Below are 19,105 nucleotides of genomic sequence, written 5' to 3' on the forward strand. Positions count from 1 at the left end.
GGCCGGGATGCCAACTAAAGCGTTGTGGGACGACGGCCGGCTCTGCTACGGCGGGGACTGGAACCCGGAACAGTGGCCGCCCGACGTGTGGCGCGAGGACATCGCCCTGATGCGCGCCGCCGGGGTCAACCTGGTCACCGTCGGGGTGTTCGCCTGGTCCCGGCTGGAACCCGAACCCGGCCGCTACACGCCCGACTGGCTCGACGACGTGCTGGACCTGCTCCACTCGGCCGGCATCCGCGCCGCCCTGGCCACCCCCACCGCGTCGCCGCCACCCTGGTTCTCACTGCGCCACCCGGACGCGCTGCCGGTCACCGCCGACGGCGTCCGCCTGACCCACGGCAGCCGGGACACCTACTGCGCCGCCGCGCCCGCGTACCGGGACGCCGCCCGGAGCATCGCCGAGGTGCTCGCCGCCCGCTACGCGCACCACCCGGCGCTCGCGCTGTGGCACGTGCACAACGAGTACGGCACCACCTGCCACTGCCCGCACACCGAGGCGGCGTTCCGCCGCTGGCTCACCACCCGCTACGGCGACCTCGACGCGCTGAACGACGCCTGGGTCACCAGCTTCTGGAGCCAGCACTACTCCGACTGGGCGCAGGTCGGCACGCCCCGCGCCACCCAGTACCTCGCCAACCCCGGCCAGCTGCTCGACTTCCGCCGCTTCTGGTCCGACACGCTGCTGTCCGCGTACACCGAGCAGCGGGACCTGCTGCGCGCGGCGAACCCGGCGGTGCCTGTCACCACCAACTACGTGCTCGGCGACTGGGTGCCGGTCGACCACGCCCGCTGGGCGCGCGAGGTCGACCTGGTCGCGATCGACCACTACCCGTCCGCCACCGACCTGGGTGCCGAGGAGCAGACCGCGTTCGCCGCCGACCTGGCCCGCGGCTGGGCCCGCCACGGCGCCGGACGGCCGATGCCGTGGCTGCTGATGGAGAGCGCGCCCAACCAGATCCACACCGCCGGGCGGATGCACACCAAGGAACCCGGCCGGACGACCCGGAACAGCCTCGCCCACGTCGCACGCGGCTCCGCCGGCGTGATGTTCTTCCAGTGGCGCGCACCGGCCGGCGGGGCGGAACGGTTCCACTCCGCAGTGGTGTCGCACGCCGGCGCCGACACCCGCGTCTTCCGCGAGGCCGCCGACCTGGGCGCCGCGCTGGGCCGGCTCGCCGGGACCGCGCCGGGCCGCGTCCAGGCGGCGGTGGCCATCGCGTACGACGCGGCGAGCGGCTGGGCGCTGCGGCACACGGGGATGCCCCGCGACGCACTCGACCACCCCGGCGAGGCGGCCGCCGCACACCGGGCCCTGTGGCACGCGGGCGTCACCGCCGACGTGGTGCCGCCCGGCGCTCCGCTCGACGATTGCCGGCTGCTCGTGCTCCCCGCCCTCTACCTCGCCTCGGACGCCACTGCCGACTGGGTACGCCGGCACGTCCACGACGGCGGGCACCTGCTGGTGACCTGGCTCAGCGGCGTCGCCGACGAGTACGCCCGGGTACGCCTCGGCGGCTACCCGGGCGCGTACCGGGACCTGCTCGGGGTGCGGGTGGAGGAGTTCCACCCCCTCGCCGACGACGAACACGTGCCGCTGACCGGCGGCGGGACCGGCCGGATCTGGTCGGAGACGGTGCACCCGGCCGGCGCGGAGACGGTCAGCGCGTACGCCGGGGGAGTGCCGGCCGGGCGGCCCGCGATCACCCGGAACCGGGTCGGCGACGCGTACGCCTGGTACGTCTCCACCCGCCCCGACGACGACACCTACCGGCGACTGCTCACCGAGGCGGCCCGGCTCGCCGGTGTGACCCCGGCCTGTCCCGGCGCGCCCGAGGGTGTCGAGGCGGTACGCCGCCACGACGGCCTGCTCTACCTGCTCAACCACACCGACCGGCCGCAGCGGGTGCCGACTGCCGGGTTCGAGCTGCTCACCGGCGCGACTGTCGACGGCGAGTGGACGGTGGCACCGGGCGGCGTGGCGGTCGTACGCGGGGAGACCCCGTGACGCGGCTCCGGTGGTGGGACGGCGGCGGGCGCTGACGCGCGTACCCCGGGTCAGGGGGTGGCGACGGCGGCGCGGGAGCGGTCGGCGGCGATCCGCACCGCGAGAGCCGCCAGCACCGTGCCCATCACGTACCGCTGCAGGCGCGCCCAGCCCGGCCGGCGGGTGAGGAACGCCGACACCGAACCGGCGCTCAGCACGATGAGCGCGTTCACGGTCAGCGCCACGACGATCTGGGTCAGGCCGAGCAGCAGACTCTGCACCGCCACGTGCCCGCGCGCCGGGTCGACGAACTGCGGCAGCAGCGACACGTACAGGATGGCGATCTTCGGGTTGAGCAGGTTGGTGACAAGGCCCATGGTGAACAGGCGCCGGGGCCGGTCCGGCGGCAGCGGCGCCGGGGTGAACGCCGACGCGCCACCCGGGCGCAGCGTCCGCCAGGCCAGCCACAGCAGGTACGCCGCGCCGGCCAGCTTCACCGCCGTGTACAGCGGCGGGACCAGCACGAACACGGTGGCGATACCGGCCACCGCGGCGGCCAGGTAGACCAGGAAGCCGACGGCCACGCCGAGCAGCGACACCAGCCCGGCCCGCCGCCCCTGCGTCACCGACCGGGACACCAGGTAGACCATGTTCGGCCCGGGTGTGAGCACCAGACCGAGCGCCACCAGACCGATTCCCATGACCGCGCCGACAGTGACCACGTCGCCTCCCCGTTGCCGACCGTGAACCGGACCCTACGCCGGTTGCCGCCGTCCGCGGGTCCCGTAGTGCGCTGGTGGGGTGTTGCGCGGGTCACGTGATCGGGCGTGCGACGGTGATACTTGCCGCATGTCGATCGTGCTGTCCGCACCGGCCACCCCGACCGCTCCCGCCCTGCTGCTGCGCCCGTGGCGCGACGGCGACGCCGACGCGCTGATCGAGGCGTACCGCGATCCGGTGCTGCGCGCCTGGACCAGGCATCCGGTGACCGGCCCGGCGCAGGCGCAGGTGTTCCTGCGCCGCAGCCACCAGGGCTGGGCGGCAGGGCACCGGTTCATGTTCGCGGTGCTGGAGGAGGACCGGGTGGCGGCCTGCGTGGTGCTCAAGGACGTCCGCCCGGGACGCCCGTCCGCCGAGATCGGGTACTGGACGGCCGCGCCGGCGCGCGGCCGGGGTGTCGCGCCACGGGCGGTGGAGGCGGTCACCGCGTGGGCGTACGCCCGGTTCGCCGCCGCCGGGCTGACCCACCTGGAGCTGCTGCACCAGGTCGACAACCCGGCGTCCTGCCGGGTGGCGGAGAAGAGCGGGTACCTCTTCGCCGAGGTGCTGCCGGCCCGCCCGCCGTTCCCCCGGGACGGCCACCGCCACGTGCGCCACCTGCCCTGACGCCGGCCCGCCGCTGCTCTCAGCGGCCGAGCAGGCGCAGCAGGAGCCGTGGCTCGCCCGGCCACGCGTCGAGCAGCACCTGCCGGGGCATCTGCCGGGCGGCGTAGCGCAACGCGAGTGCCACCACCACGATGTCGTCGAGCGGGCCGATCACCGGCAGGAACTCCGGGATCAGGTCGATCGGGCTGGCCACCCAGATTCCGGCGACCACGATCGCGACGCGGGCGCGGCGGGGCACGCGCGGATCGCGGCGCAGCCGTCGTACCGCTGTCACGCAGTCGGGCACGAACGCGGCCAGATCGCGCAGGATCCCCGGCGGCAGGCGCCGGGCCAGCAGCACCAGCACCGCCCAGCTCCCGACCAGGCAGGCCGCCGCCACCGCGAGTCCGATGAGCCAGTCGCGCACGTCGTCACCCCTTTCCCCGGGGGCACGCTACGCCGCAGTCCCGCCCGCCGCGCGGGAACAGTCCGGCCCCGCGCGACGCTGACTCCTGTCGGACGGCGGCGGATACCGTGGGTACGGGAGGTGACGGCGGTGACGACAGGCTGGGAGGCCGCGGTCGAGGCGCAGATCCGCTCGGCCCAGGAGCGCGGCGAGTTCGACAACCTGCCGGGCGCGGGCAAGCCCATCCCGGGGCGCGACATGCCCTACGACGAGGGCTGGTGGATCCGCAGCTTCATGGAGCGCGAGCAGATCCCGTCCGACCTGCTGCTGCCCACGCCGCTGCAGTTGCGCCGCCGCATCGAACAGCTCCCGGCCGAGCTGCGTGACCTGCCGACCGAGGAGGCCGTCCGGTCGTACGTGGCGGCGCTCAACACCGAGGTGGTGGCCTGGCTGCGTACCCCGACCGGGCCACGCGTGGTGGTCCGCCCGGTGAACGTCGACGAGGCGGTGCACCGCTGGCGCGCTGATCGGGAACGCGCCGCGCCGGTCGTCACGGCTCCGGAGCCGCAGCGCGCCACCTCGGCCCGTCCGCGCCGTCGTTGGCGCTGGTGGCGCCGCTGAGAGCGCTCAGGGAAGCGCCGCCTGCCAGGTCCACGCGGTCCGCCGCGGCCGGTCGCCGAGCGGCGCCCGGCCGGTCAGCCACAGCAGCACCGGCGCCGGTTCGCCGCCTGGGGCGTCGGGGAACAACCGGCGCACCACCCGCGCGCACAGCCCGGCGGGTGGCGACCAGTCCAGGCCGAGCCCTCGGGTCAGGTCGCCTGTGTGCAGGACGATCTCGGCCACGCCCATCGCGGCGAACCCGCCCGGATCGCACGGCCCGAAGTGCCACGCCCGGTCGTCCGGGCTCGCCGCGTCGATCGTGGCGGCGAGCATCCCGGCCGCGGCCGCCGCGACAGTGAGCACCTCGGCCGGCGCGGCGTCCGCGCGTACCCGCAGGTCGAACGGGAGATAGCCGCCGTCGGGCCGGCCGGACACCTGACCGGCGTACGCGACCAGGTCGTGCGCGATGTGCGCGGCGGTGGTCCAGCAGGACCAGTCGAGGTCCCCGGCGCGTACCGTCCAGTCCCGGCCGGCGGCGGGCCGCAGCACGGCGGTCATCGCGGCGGCGGCGGACCGGACGTCCGCGCCGTTCACCTGCGCCGCACCCGCAGCACGCAGGTCAGCATCGGCAGCGTGAACTCCCCGTCGGCCGTCTCCGGCCGGCCGGCCAGGTACGCGCGGATGCGGTCGAGCGTCTCGGTGCGCTCCCGTTCCGGCATGACGAGCATCCCGGCCCGGGTGGCGAGCGTCGCCACGAGCGAGTCGGCGGTGCGGCGCTGCCCGTGCGGGAACTCCGCCTGCTCGGGCGAGCCGAACCGGGCCTCGCCGGTCTTCGGCAGGTGCATGGTCGCCGTCGCGGCGCGCCAGCTCGCGGGCGTGTCCCGGGGGCCGATGGCGGCGCTTCCGCTGACCGCCGCGAGCCCGGCGACCCAGTCGACCCGGTCGTCCACGACGTTCCACAGTCCGGCCAGGACACCGCCGGGCGCGAGGACACGGGCGATCTCCGGCCCGGCCACCGCCATGTCGAACCAGTGCATGGCGTTGCCGGCGACCACGGCGTCGACGGAGGCGTCCGGCAGCGGGATCGCCTCGGCGCTGCCGGACAGCGCCCGTACACCAGGCAGGGTGCGGCGGAGTTCGGCGAGCATCGCCGGGTCCGGCTCCACGGCCGTGGCGTCGTCGCTCACCTCGGCCAGCGTGGCGGTGAGCTTGCCGGTGCCCGCGCCGAGGTCGAGCACCCGCGGGCCGGGTGCGGGTTCGAGCGCCCACCGCAGGGCGGCCCGCGCGTAGTCCGGGCGGTGTTCGGCGTACGCGGTGGCCGCCGCGCCGAACGACGACGAGTGCCGGCGTCGTGCCTCTTCGTCCATCCGGTGACCCTATCGACAGCCCGGCGCTCTTGACGTACGAACAGCGCTTCCTGAATACTGGATCGTAGTTCGAGGGGGAGTACCCGACGTTCCACGCATCGCCGTCAGTACGGGCCCGGCCCATCCGGATCCCGGCGGTGCAGCCACCGCTGCGGGTGGCCCGGGGAGACCTTCGTCCAGCAGCGCCGGAACGCCCACGGTCCCGGGTGTCCCGGCCCGGGGCGAAAGGTCTCCCTTCGGTATGTCCGTGTCCTGGTGGGTCTGGGCTGTCCTCATGCTGGCGATCGCGGCGATGCTCGCCGTCGACCTGTTCCTGCACCGCGACAACCACGTCATCGGCTTCCGTGAGGCGGCGGTCTGGTCCGGCGTCTGGATCGCGGCCGGCCTGCTCTTCGGCGTCGTCCTGTGGGTCTGGCAGGGCGGCGACGTGGCGGGCACCTACTACGCCGGCTATCTGATCGAGAAGGCGCTGTCGATCGACAACGTCTTCGTCTTCGCGCTGATCTTCACGTCCTTCGCCGTGCCCGCCGCGTTCCAGCACAAGGTGCTGTTCTGGGGTGTCATCGGCGCCCTGGTGTTCCGGCTGGTGTTCATCTTCGTCGGCGCCGAACTGCTGGAGACGTTCTTCTGGACCGCGTACGTGTTCGGCGCGTTCCTCGTCTACACCGGCTACAAGATGGCGTTCCGCCACGGCGAGCAGACCCCGCCGGACCGCAACCCGGTCGTCCGGCTGGTCCGCCGGATCGTTCCGACCGACCCGGCCTTCCACGGTGACAGGTTCTTCACCCGGGTCGACGGCAAGCGGGTCGCGACTCTGCTGTTCGTGGTCCTGATCGCGGTGGAGGCCACCGACCTGATCTTCGCCGTCGACAGCGTCGCGGCCATCCTGGCCATCACCACCAGCACGTTCATCGTCTGGACCGCCAACGCCTTCGCCATCCTCGGCCTGCGCAGCCTCTACTTCTGCCTCGCCGGGCTGCTGCGCCGCTTCGTGCACCTGCACTACGGCCTGGCCGTCCTGCTCGCCTTCGCCGGCGTGAAGTTGATCCTGTCGGAGACGCCGGTCGGCAAGCTGCCCATCCCGGTCACCCTCGGCGTGATCGTGGCGACGATCGCGGTGTCGATCGGGTGCAGCCTGCGCAGCACCCGCGGCACCGCGCCGGACGGCCGCTGACGCGAGGACGGGCGCACTACCATCTGCGCATGGGCTCGGGCGGGGCGTCTGTCGAAGCCGTCTTCTTCGGCACCTCGACCGTCCACGTGTCCGACGGCAGCTCCGGAATCCTGATCGACGGCTTCCTGAGCCGGCCCTCACTGCTGCGCGTCGCGCTGGGCCGCGTGGCCCCCGACCTCGGACGGATCACCGCCGCGCTCTCCCGGGCCGGCGTGACCCGTGTCGACGCGCTCTTCGTCTCCCACTCCCACTACGACCACGTCATGGACGCCCCCGAGGTGGTGAAGCACCTCGGGGGACGCCTGTTCGGCTCCGAGTCCACTCTGAACGTGGGGCGCGGCGCGGGCCTCGACGAACAGTCGATGACGCGCATGGCCGACGGCGACGAGTACCGCGTCGGCGCGTTCACCGTGCGCGTGTTCGCCGGCGACCACAGCCCGGGCAACAGGTTCCCCGGCGTGATCGAGGAGCCGCTCGTCCCGCCGGTCAGGGCGAGCAGGTACCCCGACGGCGGGTGCTTCTCGTTCCTCATCACCCATCCCGGCGGTTCGCTGCTGATCCACCCGAGTGCCAACTACGTGCCGCACCGGTTCGACGGGCTCGACGTCGACGTCCTCTACCTCGCGATCGGCGCCCTGGGCGTGCAGTCCCAGCGGTTCCAGAACGACTACTGGCGGCACGTGGTGGACGCGACCCGGCCCGGCCTGATCGTGCCGATCCACTGGGACGACTTCTTCGTCTCCCTGGACCGCGGGCTGCGGCCGCTGCCGAGGTTCTTCGACAGGTTCGCCGTGGCCAGGGCGTTCCTCGACCGCAAGAGCCGGGAGAGTGGCATCGCCGTACGGTTCCCGGAGCCCTTCGAGGTCATCAGGCCGTTCGTCCGCTAGGTGCTCTCGTCGCACGCGGCGCCGATCGCGAGGCGCACCTCGACCTGCCGTCCGTGCGACTGGATCACCAGCGGTACGCAGGCCGGGCCCGCCACCCAGGTGCCGCCGGTGTAGACCGACCATGCGGTCGACGCGCCCGCGGCCGGGCACGCCTCGACCTGCACCGTGGTCGTCGGGACGGCACCCCGGCCCCACCCGATGCGGGCGCGATCCTCCCAGCCGGGCGCCACCCGCACCTCCACAGCCGCTCCGACCCGTACGAGCAGGCCCCACTTGGCGAAGAGACGCGTCGGCCCTCGTCCATCGGATGACTCGTTCGGTTGCACCACTGTCGACGACACCGCCACGGTGCCGGCCACGACGCGGTACCCCTCACCCGGAGCCGGTGTCGTGGCGACCGAATCGGCGCACCGCAGGCGCTGCCCGCCCTCGGGCAGTGGTGGCAGCGGCGCGGCCTGTGCGCCGGGGGAGACGGGGGCCGACCCGGCCGGCTCAGGTCGCTCCGCATCGTCCTCGCTCGTGCAGCCGGCGGCCGCGAGCAGCAGGCAGGTGGTCAGGGCGACGTGCCCCCATCTCCGGTTCGCGGCGCGCACGCCTCGATCCTTCCAAACGTCGCCGCCGAGGCAAGCCCGTGCCCGAGATTGAATATTAAAGGATTATCGGTAACAGCAATCCTTTAATTTATATGGCCAAAGGGGACAAATCGCCGCCACACCATAATGACAGTTATGTGCGCGCCAGTAGCCCGACGAGGTTGAAGGGCGGACGTGCTGAAGGTTGCGGCGGCGTCAGCGCCGCGACGTACGCCCGGCCGGACGCACGGTGGTGGCGCCGGTCGGCCCGCTAGGAATGCGAGGGCGGCGCGGGCCGACCGTTCGCCTCGCAGTAGGCCGACGTCAGGGCGTCGAGGAGACTGCCGGAGACGGCGTTGATCCGCTGGCCTTGTCTGATCGGGCCGCCGAGCGCCTTCTCCACGAGCGGTACGGCGTTGGGTGCCAGGCGTGCGAACACCGACGGCCACAGCTGGAGGTATGCGCCTTTCGGCTCGCAGTAGATCGTTGCCAGTCCGGCGCCGCCCTGGTTGAGGCGCGGCAGCAACGTCGTGATCTCGTTCTTGCCGCTGTAGGTGGCGAGTGAGATCAGGCGGTTCGCGTCAAGGGATTCCGCCCAGACGACCAGTTCCTCCAGCATCTGCCGGTACTCAACCGGCGCTTTGGCCGCGGCGGCACGGAATTCGGAGGAGCCGGGTTGCAGGGCGTTCGCCCGTCGGGCGGCGGCCTCTGCCTCCGACAGCTCTGCCACCCGACGGCCGGGATCGATGCGCTGAGGCACCAGCACCTGGGACTGCCCGACGTCGTACGCCGTGACCGTGACGAGGTCGATGACGACCTTGTCGTCGGTGATCGCCTCAAGATAGCCCACCAGCTGCACCAGCTCGTCGGGCGCACTGTCGAGAACGAGCACCAGGCGGAATGCTCCTTCCGCGAGGCTACGGGCGAGTCCGTCGGCGAACGAGGCCGAGTCGACCGATCCCTCCTGGTCGTCGTTGCGCACTGCTTCCACGATGCTCTTGACTCTGCGCCGCGCCAGGTGCGCACCGAGGGTGGTCGACTCAAGGTGATCAGGGTCGAGTCCCTGCAGGTACGCGGCATAGGAAAGCACTTGAGCGACCACGGCGCGTCGCGCCTCCGGGTTGCCGGCGAGCTTGACTTCGACGACGACGAGCCGGCCCGAAGACTCCACGGCCACGACGTCTGCACGGCCGACGCCGAGCTGCACCTCCGTGCCGAGTACGGTCAGGCGCGGCGCCCCGGACAGCGGAAGTATCTGTGGGCCCTCTGCGACCAGGTCGTGCAATGCCTGTTCCGCCGGGTACCGACTTGCCAGAAGTGGTTGCCACTTGCCGGTTGCGTCGGCGCCCCAGATCGCGTTCACGGCGGGACGTTAACACCAGTGTCTGCAGTCGACAGTCCGTCGGCCGCGGCAGGCGGGCTCCGGAACGCGCAGGGTCCCCTCCCGGAACGAGTTCCGGGAGGGGTGACGGCGGCGACGACCAGGTCGACGATGCCGTCGGCGTAGTCGTCGGTCAGTGGGCCGTTGCGCAGCAGCCAGCGGTGGTAGAGCGGGCCGAACAGCAGCTCCACCACCTGGTCCAGGGGAGCGTCGGGGCGGACCTGGCCGGCCTCGCGGGCGGCCTCCAGGCGGGCGCGGACCGCGTTCAGCTGGGGACGGAGCAGCCGGTCGCGCGTCTGGCCGCCCAGATCCTCGTCGGCGAGCGTCTCGATGGTGATGGTGCGGGTGGTGGCGGACAGCCGGGGATCGGCGAACTCGGCGACGGTGGCCCGGAGCACCTGACGCAGATCGGCGCGCAGGTCGCCGGTGTCGGGCAGGGCGATGGCCTCCGGCATGTCGTCGGCGAGCGCGTCCAGGATGACCGCGCCCTTGCCGCGCCACCAGCGGTAGATGGTCTGCTTGCCGATCCCGGCGCGGGCGGCGATCGCCTCGACGGTCAGGGCCTGGTAGCCGGTCTCGGTCAGCAGCTCCAGCGCGGCGGCGAGGATCGCGCGGCGGGACTGCTCGTTGCGGCGGGCGGGCTGCGGGGTCACGCCGCGAGCTTACAGCGAGACGAGACGTTTCGTCTTGACGGGCGCGGTGGTGCCGTGCTCTGCTGGTGCAAGCGAGACGTGACGTCTCGTCTCAGCAGAGATCAGGAGATCACGTGCCGCACATCGCCATGGTCAGCATCCCGTTTCCACGGCCACGTCAACCCGAGCCTGGAGATCATCAGCACCCTCGTGCGGCGCGGCCACCGGGTCACCTACGCCAACGATCCCGCCTTCGCCGAGGCCGTCCGGACCACCGGCGCGGAGCTGAAGCCGTACACCTCGACGCTGCCCGCCGACGGCGGCGCCGGCATCGACGACCCGATCGCGCAGCTCACGCTCTTCCTCGACGACGCCGTCGCCATGCTGCCTCAGCTCCGGACCGCCTACGCCGGCGACCGGCCGGACCTGTTCCTCTACGACATCGCCGGCGCGCCGGCCCGGCTGCTCGGCGAGCAGTGGGGGATCCCGGCCGTCCAGCTCTCCTCGACGTTCGTCGCCTGGGACGGCTACGAGCAGGAGATGGCGCCCGCCGTGGAGGCGATGCGGGCCGACCCGCGCGGCGCCGACTACTACCGGCGGTTCACGGAGTGGCTGACCGCCGAGGGTTCGTCGGTCACCGACAGCATGGCGTTCCAGGGGCGGCCGGTACGCAGCCTCGTCCTGCCACCGGAGGCGCTCCAGCCGAACGCCGACCGGGTGGACCGGTCGGTCTACAGCTTCGTCGGCCCGGTGCTGGGCGACCGCTCCGACCAGGGTTCCTGGGTACGACCGGAGCGCGCCGAGAAGGTGCTGCTCGTTTCGCTCGGCTCCGCCTTCACCCGGCAGCCCGAGTTCTACCGCCGCTGCGTCGCCGCGTTCGGTGACCTGCCCGGCTGGCACACCGTTCTCCAGATCGGCAAGCACGTCGAACCCGCCGAACTCGGTCCCGTCCCGGACAGTGTCGAGGTGCACCGGTGGGTGCCGCAGCTGGCTGTACTGGAGCAGGCGGACGCCTTCGTCACCCACGCCGGCATGGGCGGCAGCAGCGAAGGTCTCTACTGCGGAACGCCGATGATCGCCGTACCGCAGGCGGCCGACCAGTTCGCGAACGCCGAGCAGCTGGCATCCCTCGGCGTCGCCCGGGTCGTCGACTCGGCCACCGTCACCGCCGCGGAGCTGCGCGAGACACTGCTCGCCCTCACCTCGGACCCGACAGTGGTGGCCCGCAGCGCCGAGCTGCAGCGGCAGGCCCGCGCCGCCGGCGGCGCCGACCGGGCCGCCGATCTGATCGAGGCCGAACTCGCCGCGGTACGGGGCGGCGCGGCGAGCGGCGGGTGAGGCGTGGTCGCGGCGGCCGGGTGCCGCCGCCGCGACCACGCGCCGGTCAGTCCTCCGCCAGTACGGTGAAGGTGAATCCGGTGCTCGTCGGACGCTTCAGGGGGATGTCGCACTTGACCCGGCGCAGCACCTCGGACCGGGTGCGCCCGAACCGGCGGGCGATGAGCCGGTCCGGGCGCACCGGCACCGGATCGTCGAACGTGACGTTCACCTGGACCGGCCACCCGTCGAGCGGCACGACCGGCGCGTCCAGGCGCCACGCGCCGGTCCAGTCCAGGGTGAAGCGGCACCGCCGGGCGAACGCCGGGTCCAGCAGTGTGGCCGCCACCAGGTCGGGATCGTTGAGCTGGTGGCCGTGCAGATCGGCGGGGTCGAACGAGCTGACCGCCGCCCGCTCCCGGACGGTGAGCTTGACGGTGCGGTCGCAGGACACGCAGTGCACGAGCAGCCACACGTCCAGCAGTTTGCCGTTGGCGTTGACGCGGAACCGGCCCCGGGCGGCGGTGGCCGACTCCGCCCGGCAGGTGACGCAGCGCAGCGACAGCAGCGGAAGGCGGGTCCGGCGTACGACCCAGGGCAGCACGATATGCGGTTGGAATGACATGGAGAGACCTGATCTCTGAAGACCTGACGCGAGGCCGATTACGCGCGGCCTCGGACGCTGTGGCCGGGCGCGCGAGGGCAGCCCGGGGAGCCGGCGCGCAACAGCCGGCTACAGGCGTGGGGAACGTGTCAGGTTCTAGAGAGCAGGAGGGGTCACGCGGAGTCGTCCTTCTTCGCTGCGACAGGAGTGCGGGAAACGTACGGGACGTCCGGAACCGCTCTCAACCCGTTTTCCGGCGCGGTGCGATGCGTCGCCCGTCACTTCACTCACTAAAAGTTTGCACTGTCTGCAAGATTGCTCGTAGTGTCGTCGCGTGACCCCGGATCAGAGCCGCCCCGGCCTGCGTGACCGCAAGAAGCGCCAGACCCGTGCCGCCCTCAGCGCCGCCGCGCTGCGCCTGGTCGCCGAACGCGGCCTGGACCAGGTGACAGTGGAGGAGATCAGTGAGGCCGCCGACGTGTCGGCCCGCACCTTCTTCAACTACTTCCCCAGCAAGGACGAGGCGCTGCTCGGCGACCAGCCGACCGACCGTGAGGTGCTTGCCGCCCGCATCGTCGCCGCCCCGCCGGAGCTGTCCGCGTTCGACGCGCTGCGGCTGGCCTTCGACGACGTGGTCGAGGCCGTCGAGGCCGACCGCGAGGTGTGGCTGCTGCGCCTGCGGGTGATCGCGGCGAACCCGTCGCTGCTTCCGCGGCTGATCAGCGGCAACGCCGAGACCGAGCAGGTGATCGTCGCGGCGGTGGCCGCCCGGCTGGGCCTCGACCCGCGCCACGGCCACCCGACGCTCGTCACCACTGTTGCCGGCGCGGTCTTCCGCACGGCCCTCATGCAGTGGGTCGAGCGACCCGACACGACGACACTGCGCGACCTGACCGCCCAGGCGTTCGCCGCCGTCGCCGCCGGCCTGCCCGATCCGTACGCCTCGGCCTGAGTCCTTCCTGCCGGCCGCCGCCGTCGCGCGGCCGGTCGCCCGTGCACACGACAAGGAGTTCGATGACCACCGCCACTGTTCCGCCCGCCGAGACGGGTACGCGGATGTCGCGCCGGGAGGTCCTCCAGGCGCTGTCCGGCCTGATGGTCGGCATGTTCGTGGCGATCCTCGCCTCGACGGTGGTGGCGAACGCGCTGCCCCGGATCATCGCCGACCTCAACGGCAGCCAGACCGTCTACACCTGGATCGTCACCAGCGAGCTGCTGGCGATGACCGCGACGGTGCCGCTGTGGGGCAAGATGGCCGACCTCTACAGCAAGAAGCTGCTCATCCAGTTGTCCCTCGGCCTGTTCGTGGCCGGTTCGCTCGTCGCCGGCTTCACCCCGAACGTCGAGGTGCTGCTGCTCAGCCGGGTCATCCAGGGCATCGGCGCGGGCGGCATGACCGCGCTCGCCACGATCGTCATGGCCGCCATGATCCCGCCGCGTGAGCTGGGCCGGTACGCCGGCATCTTCGGCGCCGTGTTCGGTGTCGGCACCATCGCCGGCCCGCTGATCGGCGGCGTCCTGGTCGACACGTCCTGGCTCGGCTGGCGCTGGTGCTTCCTGATCGGTGTGCCGTTCAGCCTGCTGTCCATCGCCCTGCTGCAGAAGACGCTGCACCTGCCGGTGGTGCGCCGCAAGGTCCGCATCGACTGGCTCGGCGCCCTGCTGATCACCTCCGGCGTGTCCACGCTGCTGATCTGGTCGTCGCTGGCCGGCAACAAGTTCGACTGGGCGTCCGGCTGGACCGCGCTGCTGGTCGGCGGCGGGCTGGCGCTGCTCGCGCTCGCCGTGTTCGTCGAGGCCCGCACCGAGGAGCCGATCATCCCGCTCGGCATCTTCCGCAACCGCACCGTCAGCCTCACCACGATCGCGAGCATCCTCGTGGGCGTGGCGATGTTCGGCGGCACCGTGTTCCTCTCGCAGTACTTCCAGACCTCGCTCGGCAAGTCGCCGACCGCGGCCGGCCTGATGAGCCTGCCGATGGTCCTCGGCCTGCTGGTCTCCTCGACGGTGGCGGGTCAGCTGATCACCAAGTACGGCCGCTGGAAGATGTTCCTGGTCGCCGGCGCCGCGGTGATGACGGTCGGCATGCTGCTGCTGAGCACCATCGACGCGAACACGAGCGTGCCGGTGCTGTCGGTGCACATGGCGGTGCTGGGTGTCGGCGTCGGCATGCTCCTGCAGAACCTGGTGCTGGCCGCGCAGAACGACGTGCCGGCCGCCGAACTCGGTGCGGCCACCTCGGTGCTGACGTTCTTCCGCAGCATGGGCGGCGCGGTCGGCGTCAGCGCGCTCGGCGCGGTCCTGGCGAACCGGGTGACCTCACTGACCGTCGAACGGCTGGGCCCGATCGCGGCCGGCGGCGGGTCGGCGGAGGTGCCGGACCTGTCCGCCCTGCCGGAACCGGTGCTGCGGGTCGTGCAGGACGTCTACGGCATCGCCACGTCGGAGATGTTCCTCATCGGCGCGCCGTTCGCGCTGCTCGCCCTGATCGTCGTGCTGTTCATCAAGGAGAAGCCGCTGAACACGCTCAGCGGCGACGAGCGCCGGGCCCGCGAGGAGGCGGCAGCAGCCGCCGGCATGCACTGACCGCGTCCGGTCGAGCGTGGGGCCGCCCCGGGAACGCCGGGGACGGCCCCTCCTCGCGTACGGTCAGCGTTCGGTGCGGTCGTTGATCTCGGTGCCGGACTCGCCAGGCATGGCGCCGATCGACTCCTCGGCGGCCCGGCCGCCGGTGCTCTCGTCGCCCTGCGTCAGCGAGCTGCGGGGCAGCCCGGCCAGGTGTGCCGGGTCCTCGATCGGCTGGGGCGGCCACTGGTCCTGCGTACCGTCGGTCACCCCGGCGCGGCGCAGCGCCTCGACCAGTTGGTCCGGCGACAGGCGGTCGACCTCCTGTATCCCGGCCCCGCGCGCAATCGCCTGCAGTGTCTTCAGGTCTTCGCTCACGAATGTCTCGGCCATGCCCGAGCCTTCCCGGCGCCCAAGACAAGGAAACCCAGCCGGCACCCGCCCCTGCCCTGCCCTGCCCTGCCCTGCGTCGATCATGAGGTTGTTCCGGACAAAACGGACATCGGGCGGCGTCAACCTCATGATCGACGCGAAATGGGGGGTCTGGTCAGCGGCGGGCGGGTTTGCGGTCGGGGCGAGGACGGTCCCGTTCCGGGTCGACGCCCACCTGCACGGCGAACGCCGGATCCACGGCGAGCAGCGGCCGGGGGCCGAACAGGGCCATCCCGGTCAGCAGCGTGTCGGTGTCCCGGCCCTCCCAGCTCGGGCGGCGCTCCGGGTCCAGGTCGGCGTGCTCGCGACGCAGCCGCCGCAGCAGCCCGCGCGCGGCGGCGCCGGTCTCCGGCACCTCGGTCAGCCACCAGCCACCGAGCGCGGTGGCCAGGGAGCACAGCAGCAGCCCGGCGACCGAGGCCGGACCGCCCGCCGAGCGCCCCTCGACCGCGCTGTCCACGAGCCGGGTCAGCCCGACCGCGGCGACCGCGAACAACGGCACCGTGCCCAGCGCGATCCGCCGCCGCTGCCCGGGGGTGAGCAGCCAGCCGTCGCGGACCAGCCGCCCGACCGTACGGCGCAGCGCCCGGCCCACCGCCGGGTCGGCGAGCACCGCCGCCCAGGTCTGCGGGCGGCGCAGCGCGGTGTGCAGGGCGCGTACCAGCGCGGGCGAGCCGGCCGGTGGCGGTCCCTGCGCGTGCAGGGTGGCGAGTTCGCCGACGTCGACCCCGCCCGTGCGGCGCAGCGCGGCCACCCCGACCTGGCAGGCCAGCAGCGCCCGGTCGGTCAGGTACGCCAGCTCGACCCGGTCGGGTGTCGCACCACGGGTACGGCGACCGGTCAGTTCGCGTACCGCCACGGCGATCACGGCTGCCACGGCGACCGCGCCGAGGTAGTCGAGGAGGAAGATCGGCCCGCTGACTCCCCAGAGCATGGCGGCAAGTATCTCAGGAGCCGTGGCGTACCTCGGTGTCCCAGATCTGTGACCACGGACGCCGCAGGCCCCGGGCGAGGAAGATCGGCTCGCCGTTCTCGTCGTTGTCGACGTCGGCCCGCTGGTCGACCCGGCCCGCCTCGGTGACCTCGGTGAACCAGGCACGCAGCGGTTCCGGCCGGGACCAGCCGACGACGATCACCACGTCGGCGTCGTCGGGCGGCCGGCCGAACGTGGCCATGCTGTTGTGCCCGGAGTACGCGCGGGGCAGTCCCCGGGCCGGACCGTACCGGGCCAGCGCGCCGGCCTCGCCGTAGTTGCCGGTCAGCACCACCGCCCGGTCGCGCTCGGCCGGAGGCAGCGCGCGGTGCACGGCGGCCACCGAGTCGGCGAACTCCGGCCAGCCGATCGTCTCGCCCGCGTCGTAGTTGACAGCGACCACGAACCCGGGCAGCCGGTCGGCCGGCAGCGTGGGCAGCAGCAGGACCGCGCTGCTCGCGGCCATCAGCACGGCGGCAGTGACCAGCAACGCCTGCCGGGCCCGGGCCGCGCCCCGCCGCGCCCACTGGACGACCGGCACCACCCCGGCGGCGGTGAGCACCAGCAGCAGCGGCGCGTCGTAGTAGCCCTTGCCGCCGGCCACCACCACGATCGCGACCACCACCAGCCACGCCCAGGCCAGCGACCGGTACGCCGCCCAGGACGGCCGGCGCAGCAGCGCCACCAGCCCGGCGACCCACACCGGGACCGCGAACGGGCTGATGATCAGGAACTGGAGCACCACCGCGTCGATCCGGCCGCTGTAGGAGCTGTCGCCGTCGGCGATCGACGCGGCGACGTCGAGCTGCGGGAAGCCGTGCGCGGCCTGCCACGCCGCGTACGGCACGGCGAGCAGCGCGGCGATTCCCGCGCCGGCGAGCACCCACCGGTCCCGCAGCAGCCGGCGCGGCCCGGCGATCAGCAGACCGGCGACCAGGCCGACGCCGAGCAGGGCGGGCAGCGGCTTGTTGAGCAGGCCGACGCCGAGTGCTAGCCCGGCGCCGAGCGCCCACCGGGTGTCGCCGGTGCGCAGGATCCGTACCACGCACAGCGCGGCCACCAGCCACACCAGCAGGTCGACGCTCGTGGTGCTGAGCAGATGGCCGCCGGCCAGCACGATGCCCGAGGCGGCGGCGAGCACCGCCGCGGCCGTCTGGGCGACGCGGCCGGCGCCGAACTGCCGGGCGATCGCGGCGACCAGGACCACCGCCGCGCCGCCGAGGAACGCCGACGGGGTACGCAGCACCACCAGGTTGCCCGGCGCGATCGTGTCGGCCAGCCGCGCCAGCGCCGGCACGAGGGGACCCTGGTCGACGTAGCCCCAGTCGAGGTGCCGGCCGCACAGCAGGAAGTACAGCTCGTCGCGGTGGTAGCCGTAGCGGCCGGCCAGCGACAGCAGCACGACGGTGAGGACCGCGCCCACCACCAGGGGCGCGGCGGTACGCGGACCGGCGGGCGGCGGGACACCGGGTGCGGCGGCCTCACTCCGATCGATGCCGGCGACTGATTCGGCCACCCGTCCATGATGGCCCCGGCGGGCGGTCCGCCGATGCCCCGCCGCCCTCGGCCGGGTGGACGGAAACCGGTGGCCGGACGGCCGGGGCGGCGGCTAGCGTGCGCGCCGATGCTGATTCGTGACTACACCGACGCCGATTGGGCCCAGGTCCGGCCGATCCTCGCCGACGTCATCACCGCCGCCGACACGTTCCCGTACGACCCGCAGTGGCCGCCGGAGACGATGCGGGAGGTCTGGGTGGAGTGCCCGCCGGGGCGTACCTCGGTCGCGGTCGACGACGACGGCGCGGTGCGCGGCACCGCGAAGATGGGCCCGAACCGGCCCGGGCCGGGGTCGCACGTGGCGACGGCGAGCTTCATGGTCGCGGCGGACGCCCGGGGCCGGGGTGTGGGCCGGGCGCTGTGCGAGGAGGCGCTGGACTGGGCCCGGCGGCAGGGTTTCGCCGCGATGCAGTTCAACGCCGTGGTGGAGACCAACACGGCGGCGGTGGAGCTGTACCGTCGGCTCGGCTTCACGGTGATCGGCACCGTGCCGGAGGCGTTCGCGCACCCGGAGCGGGGACGGGTCGGGCTGCACGTGATGCACCGGCGGCTGTGAGCGCGGCCCGGGAGTGTCGGGGGCCGGGGCTAGGTTGACCGGGACCGTCACCACCCGAGGAGCCGCCATGACCACGCTCACCGACCGTCCGCACACCGCGTTGCTCGTCGTCGACGTGCAGAACGGTGTGGTGGGCGGCGCCCACGACCGTGACCGCGTGGTCGCCACCATCGCCGGTCTGGTCGACCGGGCCCGCGACGCCGCCGTCCCGGTGGTGTGGGTGCAGCACCGCAGCGACGACCTGCCGCCCGACAGTGAGCAGTGGCGGATCGTGCCGGAGCTGTCGCGCCGCGACGACGAGCCGCTGGTGCACAAGGCGTACGGCGACTCCTTCGAGGACACCGACCTGGAGCCGGTACTCGCCGCCGCCCGGGTGGGCCGGCTGGTCGTGACAGGCGCGCAGACCGACGCGTGTATCAGGTCGACGCTGCACGGGGCGTTCACCCGCGGCTACGACGCCACGCTCGTCGCCGACGCGCACACCACGGAGGACCTGTCCGCCTACGGCGCGCCGCCGCCCGCGCAGGTGATCGCCCACACCAACCTCTACTGGAGTTTCCAGACCGCCCCGGGGCGCACGGCCGGCACCGTCGAGGCCGCCGACGTGGACTTCGCGGCCTGACCCGCCGGGACGCGGCGGTCGGTGTCGCGGACCGGCCGGGCCGCCGTCCGCCGTGGCGACCCCGGCAAGTGGCGGCCGGAAAACACCTCGCCGGATCCGGCGGGTTGC

Annotated in this window: 21 protein-coding genes; 10 read left to right on the forward strand and 11 right to left on the reverse strand. The window is 73.1% G+C overall.

What is annotated here, in order from left to right:
• Positions 1-7 precede the first annotated feature (7 nt).
• Positions 8-2,008 carry a beta-galactosidase gene (locus CLT75_RS07650; protein ID WP_135240142.1) on the forward strand — a complete coding sequence of 667 codons (2,001 nt, stop codon included), beginning with the start codon at positions 8-10 and terminating at the stop codon, positions 2,006-2,008.
• A gap of 50 nt (positions 2,009-2,058) precedes the next feature.
• Here the strand turns inward: CLT75_RS07650 and CLT75_RS07655 are convergent, their stop codons facing one another.
• Positions 2,059-2,709 carry a LysE family translocator gene (locus CLT75_RS07655; protein ID WP_135240143.1) on the reverse strand — a complete coding sequence of 217 codons (651 nt, stop codon included), beginning with the start codon at positions 2,707-2,709 and terminating at the stop codon, positions 2,059-2,061.
• 127 nt (positions 2,710-2,836) lie between these two features.
• Between CLT75_RS07655 and CLT75_RS07660 the strand changes: the two genes are divergently transcribed.
• Positions 2,837-3,373: a GNAT family N-acetyltransferase gene (locus tag CLT75_RS07660; RefSeq protein WP_135240144.1), complete on the forward strand. Its 537-nt coding sequence runs from the start codon at positions 2,837-2,839 to the stop codon at positions 3,371-3,373.
• Between the two features lie 19 nt (positions 3,374-3,392).
• Here CLT75_RS07660 and CLT75_RS07665 read toward each other — a convergent pair whose 3' ends face one another.
• A complete protein-coding gene (locus CLT75_RS07665) occupies positions 3,393-3,779 on the reverse strand; it encodes a YkvA family protein (protein WP_135240145.1) in 387 nt (128 codons plus the stop codon).
• Between the two features lie 129 nt (positions 3,780-3,908).
• Here CLT75_RS07665 and CLT75_RS07670 point away from each other — a divergent pair, with 129 nt between their 5' ends.
• Complete coding sequence (locus CLT75_RS07670; protein WP_135240146.1) at positions 3,909-4,379, forward strand: DnaJ family domain-containing protein; 471 nt, start codon at positions 3,909-3,911, stop codon at positions 4,377-4,379.
• A gap of 6 nt (positions 4,380-4,385) precedes the next feature.
• Here CLT75_RS07670 and CLT75_RS07675 read toward each other — a convergent pair whose 3' ends face one another.
• Positions 4,386-4,952 carry a maleylpyruvate isomerase N-terminal domain-containing protein gene (locus tag CLT75_RS07675; RefSeq protein WP_135240147.1) on the reverse strand — a complete coding sequence of 189 codons (567 nt, stop codon included), beginning with the start codon at positions 4,950-4,952 and terminating at the stop codon, positions 4,386-4,388.
• Complete coding sequence (locus CLT75_RS07680; RefSeq protein WP_135240148.1) at positions 4,949-5,725, reverse strand: class I SAM-dependent methyltransferase; 777 nt, start codon at positions 5,723-5,725, stop codon at positions 4,949-4,951. The genes CLT75_RS07675 and CLT75_RS07680 overlap by 4 nt, the downstream gene beginning before the upstream one ends.
• A 241-nt stretch (positions 5,726-5,966) precedes the next feature.
• Here CLT75_RS07680 and CLT75_RS07685 point away from each other — a divergent pair, with 241 nt between their 5' ends.
• Positions 5,967-6,899 carry a TerC family protein gene (locus tag CLT75_RS07685; protein WP_135240149.1) on the forward strand — a complete coding sequence of 311 codons (933 nt, stop codon included), beginning with the start codon at positions 5,967-5,969 and terminating at the stop codon, positions 6,897-6,899.
• Positions 6,900-6,928: 29 nt separating this feature from the next.
• On the forward strand, positions 6,929-7,786 hold the full coding sequence (locus CLT75_RS07690) for an MBL fold metallo-hydrolase (RefSeq protein WP_135240150.1): 858 nt from the start codon (positions 6,929-6,931) through the stop codon (positions 7,784-7,786).
• Here the strand turns inward: CLT75_RS07690 and CLT75_RS07695 are convergent.
• From CLT75_RS07695 to CLT75_RS07705, 3 genes are all read right to left on the reverse strand, one after another.
• Positions 7,783-8,379 carry a hypothetical protein gene (locus tag CLT75_RS07695; protein ID WP_135240151.1) on the reverse strand — a complete coding sequence of 199 codons (597 nt, stop codon included), beginning with the start codon at positions 8,377-8,379 and terminating at the stop codon, positions 7,783-7,785. The two genes, CLT75_RS07690 and CLT75_RS07695, sit on opposite strands and share 4 nt — an antisense overlap.
• A 250-nt stretch (positions 8,380-8,629) precedes the next feature.
• Complete coding sequence (locus CLT75_RS07700) at positions 8,630-9,721, reverse strand: PDDEXK family nuclease (protein ID WP_135240152.1); 1,092 nt, start codon at positions 9,719-9,721, stop codon at positions 8,630-8,632.
• Positions 9,718-10,392 (reverse strand): TetR/AcrR family transcriptional regulator, encoded by a 675-nt coding sequence (locus CLT75_RS07705; protein WP_486485086.1) that lies wholly within the window; start codon positions 10,390-10,392, stop codon positions 9,718-9,720. The genes CLT75_RS07700 and CLT75_RS07705 overlap by 4 nt, the downstream gene beginning before the upstream one ends.
• Positions 10,393-10,470: 78 nt before the next feature.
• On the opposite strand from CLT75_RS07705, the gene CLT75_RS07710 reads away from it, so the two are divergent.
• On the forward strand, positions 10,471-11,709 hold the full coding sequence (locus tag CLT75_RS07710) for a macrolide family glycosyltransferase (protein ID WP_167796891.1): 1,239 nt from the start codon (positions 10,471-10,473) through the stop codon (positions 11,707-11,709).
• Positions 11,710-11,755: 46 nt separating this feature from the next.
• On the opposite strand, the gene CLT75_RS07715 is transcribed toward CLT75_RS07710, so the two are convergent.
• The gene (locus CLT75_RS07715) at positions 11,756-12,313 is read right to left on the reverse strand and encodes a DUF1062 domain-containing protein (RefSeq protein ID WP_135240154.1); all 558 of its coding nucleotides are present in this window, start codon (positions 12,311-12,313) and stop codon (positions 11,756-11,758) included.
• 313 nt (positions 12,314-12,626) lie between these two features.
• On the opposite strand from CLT75_RS07715, the gene CLT75_RS07720 reads away from it, so the two are divergent.
• Together CLT75_RS07720 and CLT75_RS07725 are read left to right on the forward strand one after the other, a co-directional pair.
• The gene (locus tag CLT75_RS07720; protein ID WP_135240155.1) at positions 12,627-13,244 is read left to right on the forward strand and encodes an acyl-CoA-like ligand-binding transcription factor; all 618 of its coding nucleotides are present in this window, start codon (positions 12,627-12,629) and stop codon (positions 13,242-13,244) included.
• 62 nt (positions 13,245-13,306) lie between these two features.
• Complete coding sequence (locus CLT75_RS07725) at positions 13,307-14,878, forward strand: MDR family MFS transporter (RefSeq protein ID WP_135240156.1); 1,572 nt, start codon at positions 13,307-13,309, stop codon at positions 14,876-14,878.
• A 63-nt stretch (positions 14,879-14,941) separates the two neighbouring features.
• On the opposite strand, the gene CLT75_RS07730 is transcribed toward CLT75_RS07725, so the two are convergent.
• The 3 genes from CLT75_RS07730 to CLT75_RS07740 form a co-directional block, all read right to left on the reverse strand.
• Complete coding sequence (locus tag CLT75_RS07730) at positions 14,942-15,250, reverse strand: hypothetical protein (protein ID WP_121683769.1); 309 nt, start codon at positions 15,248-15,250, stop codon at positions 14,942-14,944.
• 154 nt (positions 15,251-15,404) lie between these two features.
• On the reverse strand, positions 15,405-16,223 hold the full coding sequence (locus tag CLT75_RS07735; RefSeq protein ID WP_135240157.1) for a TIGR04222 domain-containing membrane protein: 819 nt from the start codon (positions 16,221-16,223) through the stop codon (positions 15,405-15,407).
• Between the two features lie 13 nt (positions 16,224-16,236).
• The gene (locus CLT75_RS07740; RefSeq protein WP_135240158.1) at positions 16,237-17,778 is read right to left on the reverse strand and encodes a glycosyltransferase family 39 protein; all 1,542 of its coding nucleotides are present in this window, start codon (positions 17,776-17,778) and stop codon (positions 16,237-16,239) included.
• 108 nt (positions 17,779-17,886) lie between these two features.
• On the opposite strand from CLT75_RS07740, the gene CLT75_RS07745 reads away from it, so the two are divergent.
• Both CLT75_RS07745 and CLT75_RS07750 read left to right on the forward strand, forming a co-directional pair.
• Positions 17,887-18,375, forward strand: coding sequence for a GNAT family N-acetyltransferase (locus CLT75_RS07745; RefSeq protein ID WP_135240159.1), 489 nt, complete (start codon positions 17,887-17,889; stop codon positions 18,373-18,375).
• Positions 18,376-18,442: 67 nt separating this feature from the next.
• Positions 18,443-18,997, forward strand: coding sequence for an isochorismatase family protein (locus CLT75_RS07750; protein ID WP_135240160.1), 555 nt, complete (start codon positions 18,443-18,445; stop codon positions 18,995-18,997).
• Positions 18,998-19,105 lie beyond the last annotated feature (108 nt).

This window comes from Micromonospora sp. CNZ285 (assembly GCF_004637285.1).

Excerpts from the sequence above, each read along its gene's own strand:
- CLT75_RS07650 (WP_135240142.1), top strand. The coding sequence starts at position 8 with ATGCCAACTAAAGCGTTGTGGGACGACGGCCGGCTCTGCTACGGCGGG.
- CLT75_RS07660 (WP_135240144.1), top strand. The coding sequence starts at position 2,837 with ATGTCGATCGTGCTGTCCGCACCGGCCACCCCGACCGCTCCCGCCCTG.
- CLT75_RS07680 (WP_135240148.1), bottom strand. The coding sequence starts at position 5,725 with ATGGACGAAGAGGCACGACGCCGGCACTCGTCGTCGTTCGGCGCGGCG.
- CLT75_RS07685 (WP_135240149.1), top strand. The coding sequence starts at position 5,967 with ATGTCCGTGTCCTGGTGGGTCTGGGCTGTCCTCATGCTGGCGATCGCG.
- CLT75_RS07690 (WP_135240150.1), top strand. The coding sequence starts at position 6,929 with ATGGGCTCGGGCGGGGCGTCTGTCGAAGCCGTCTTCTTCGGCACCTCG.
- CLT75_RS07715 (WP_135240154.1), bottom strand. The coding sequence starts at position 12,313 with ATGTCATTCCAACCGCATATCGTGCTGCCCTGGGTCGTACGCCGGACC.
- CLT75_RS07725 (WP_135240156.1), top strand. The coding sequence starts at position 13,307 with ATGACCACCGCCACTGTTCCGCCCGCCGAGACGGGTACGCGGATGTCG.
- CLT75_RS07730 (WP_121683769.1), bottom strand. The coding sequence starts at position 15,250 with ATGGCCGAGACATTCGTGAGCGAAGACCTGAAGACACTGCAGGCGATT.
- CLT75_RS07735 (WP_135240157.1), bottom strand. The coding sequence starts at position 16,223 with ATGCTCTGGGGAGTCAGCGGGCCGATCTTCCTCCTCGACTACCTCGGC.
- CLT75_RS07745 (WP_135240159.1), top strand. The coding sequence starts at position 17,887 with ATGCTGATTCGTGACTACACCGACGCCGATTGGGCCCAGGTCCGGCCG.
- CLT75_RS07750 (WP_135240160.1), top strand. The coding sequence starts at position 18,443 with ATGACCACGCTCACCGACCGTCCGCACACCGCGTTGCTCGTCGTCGAC.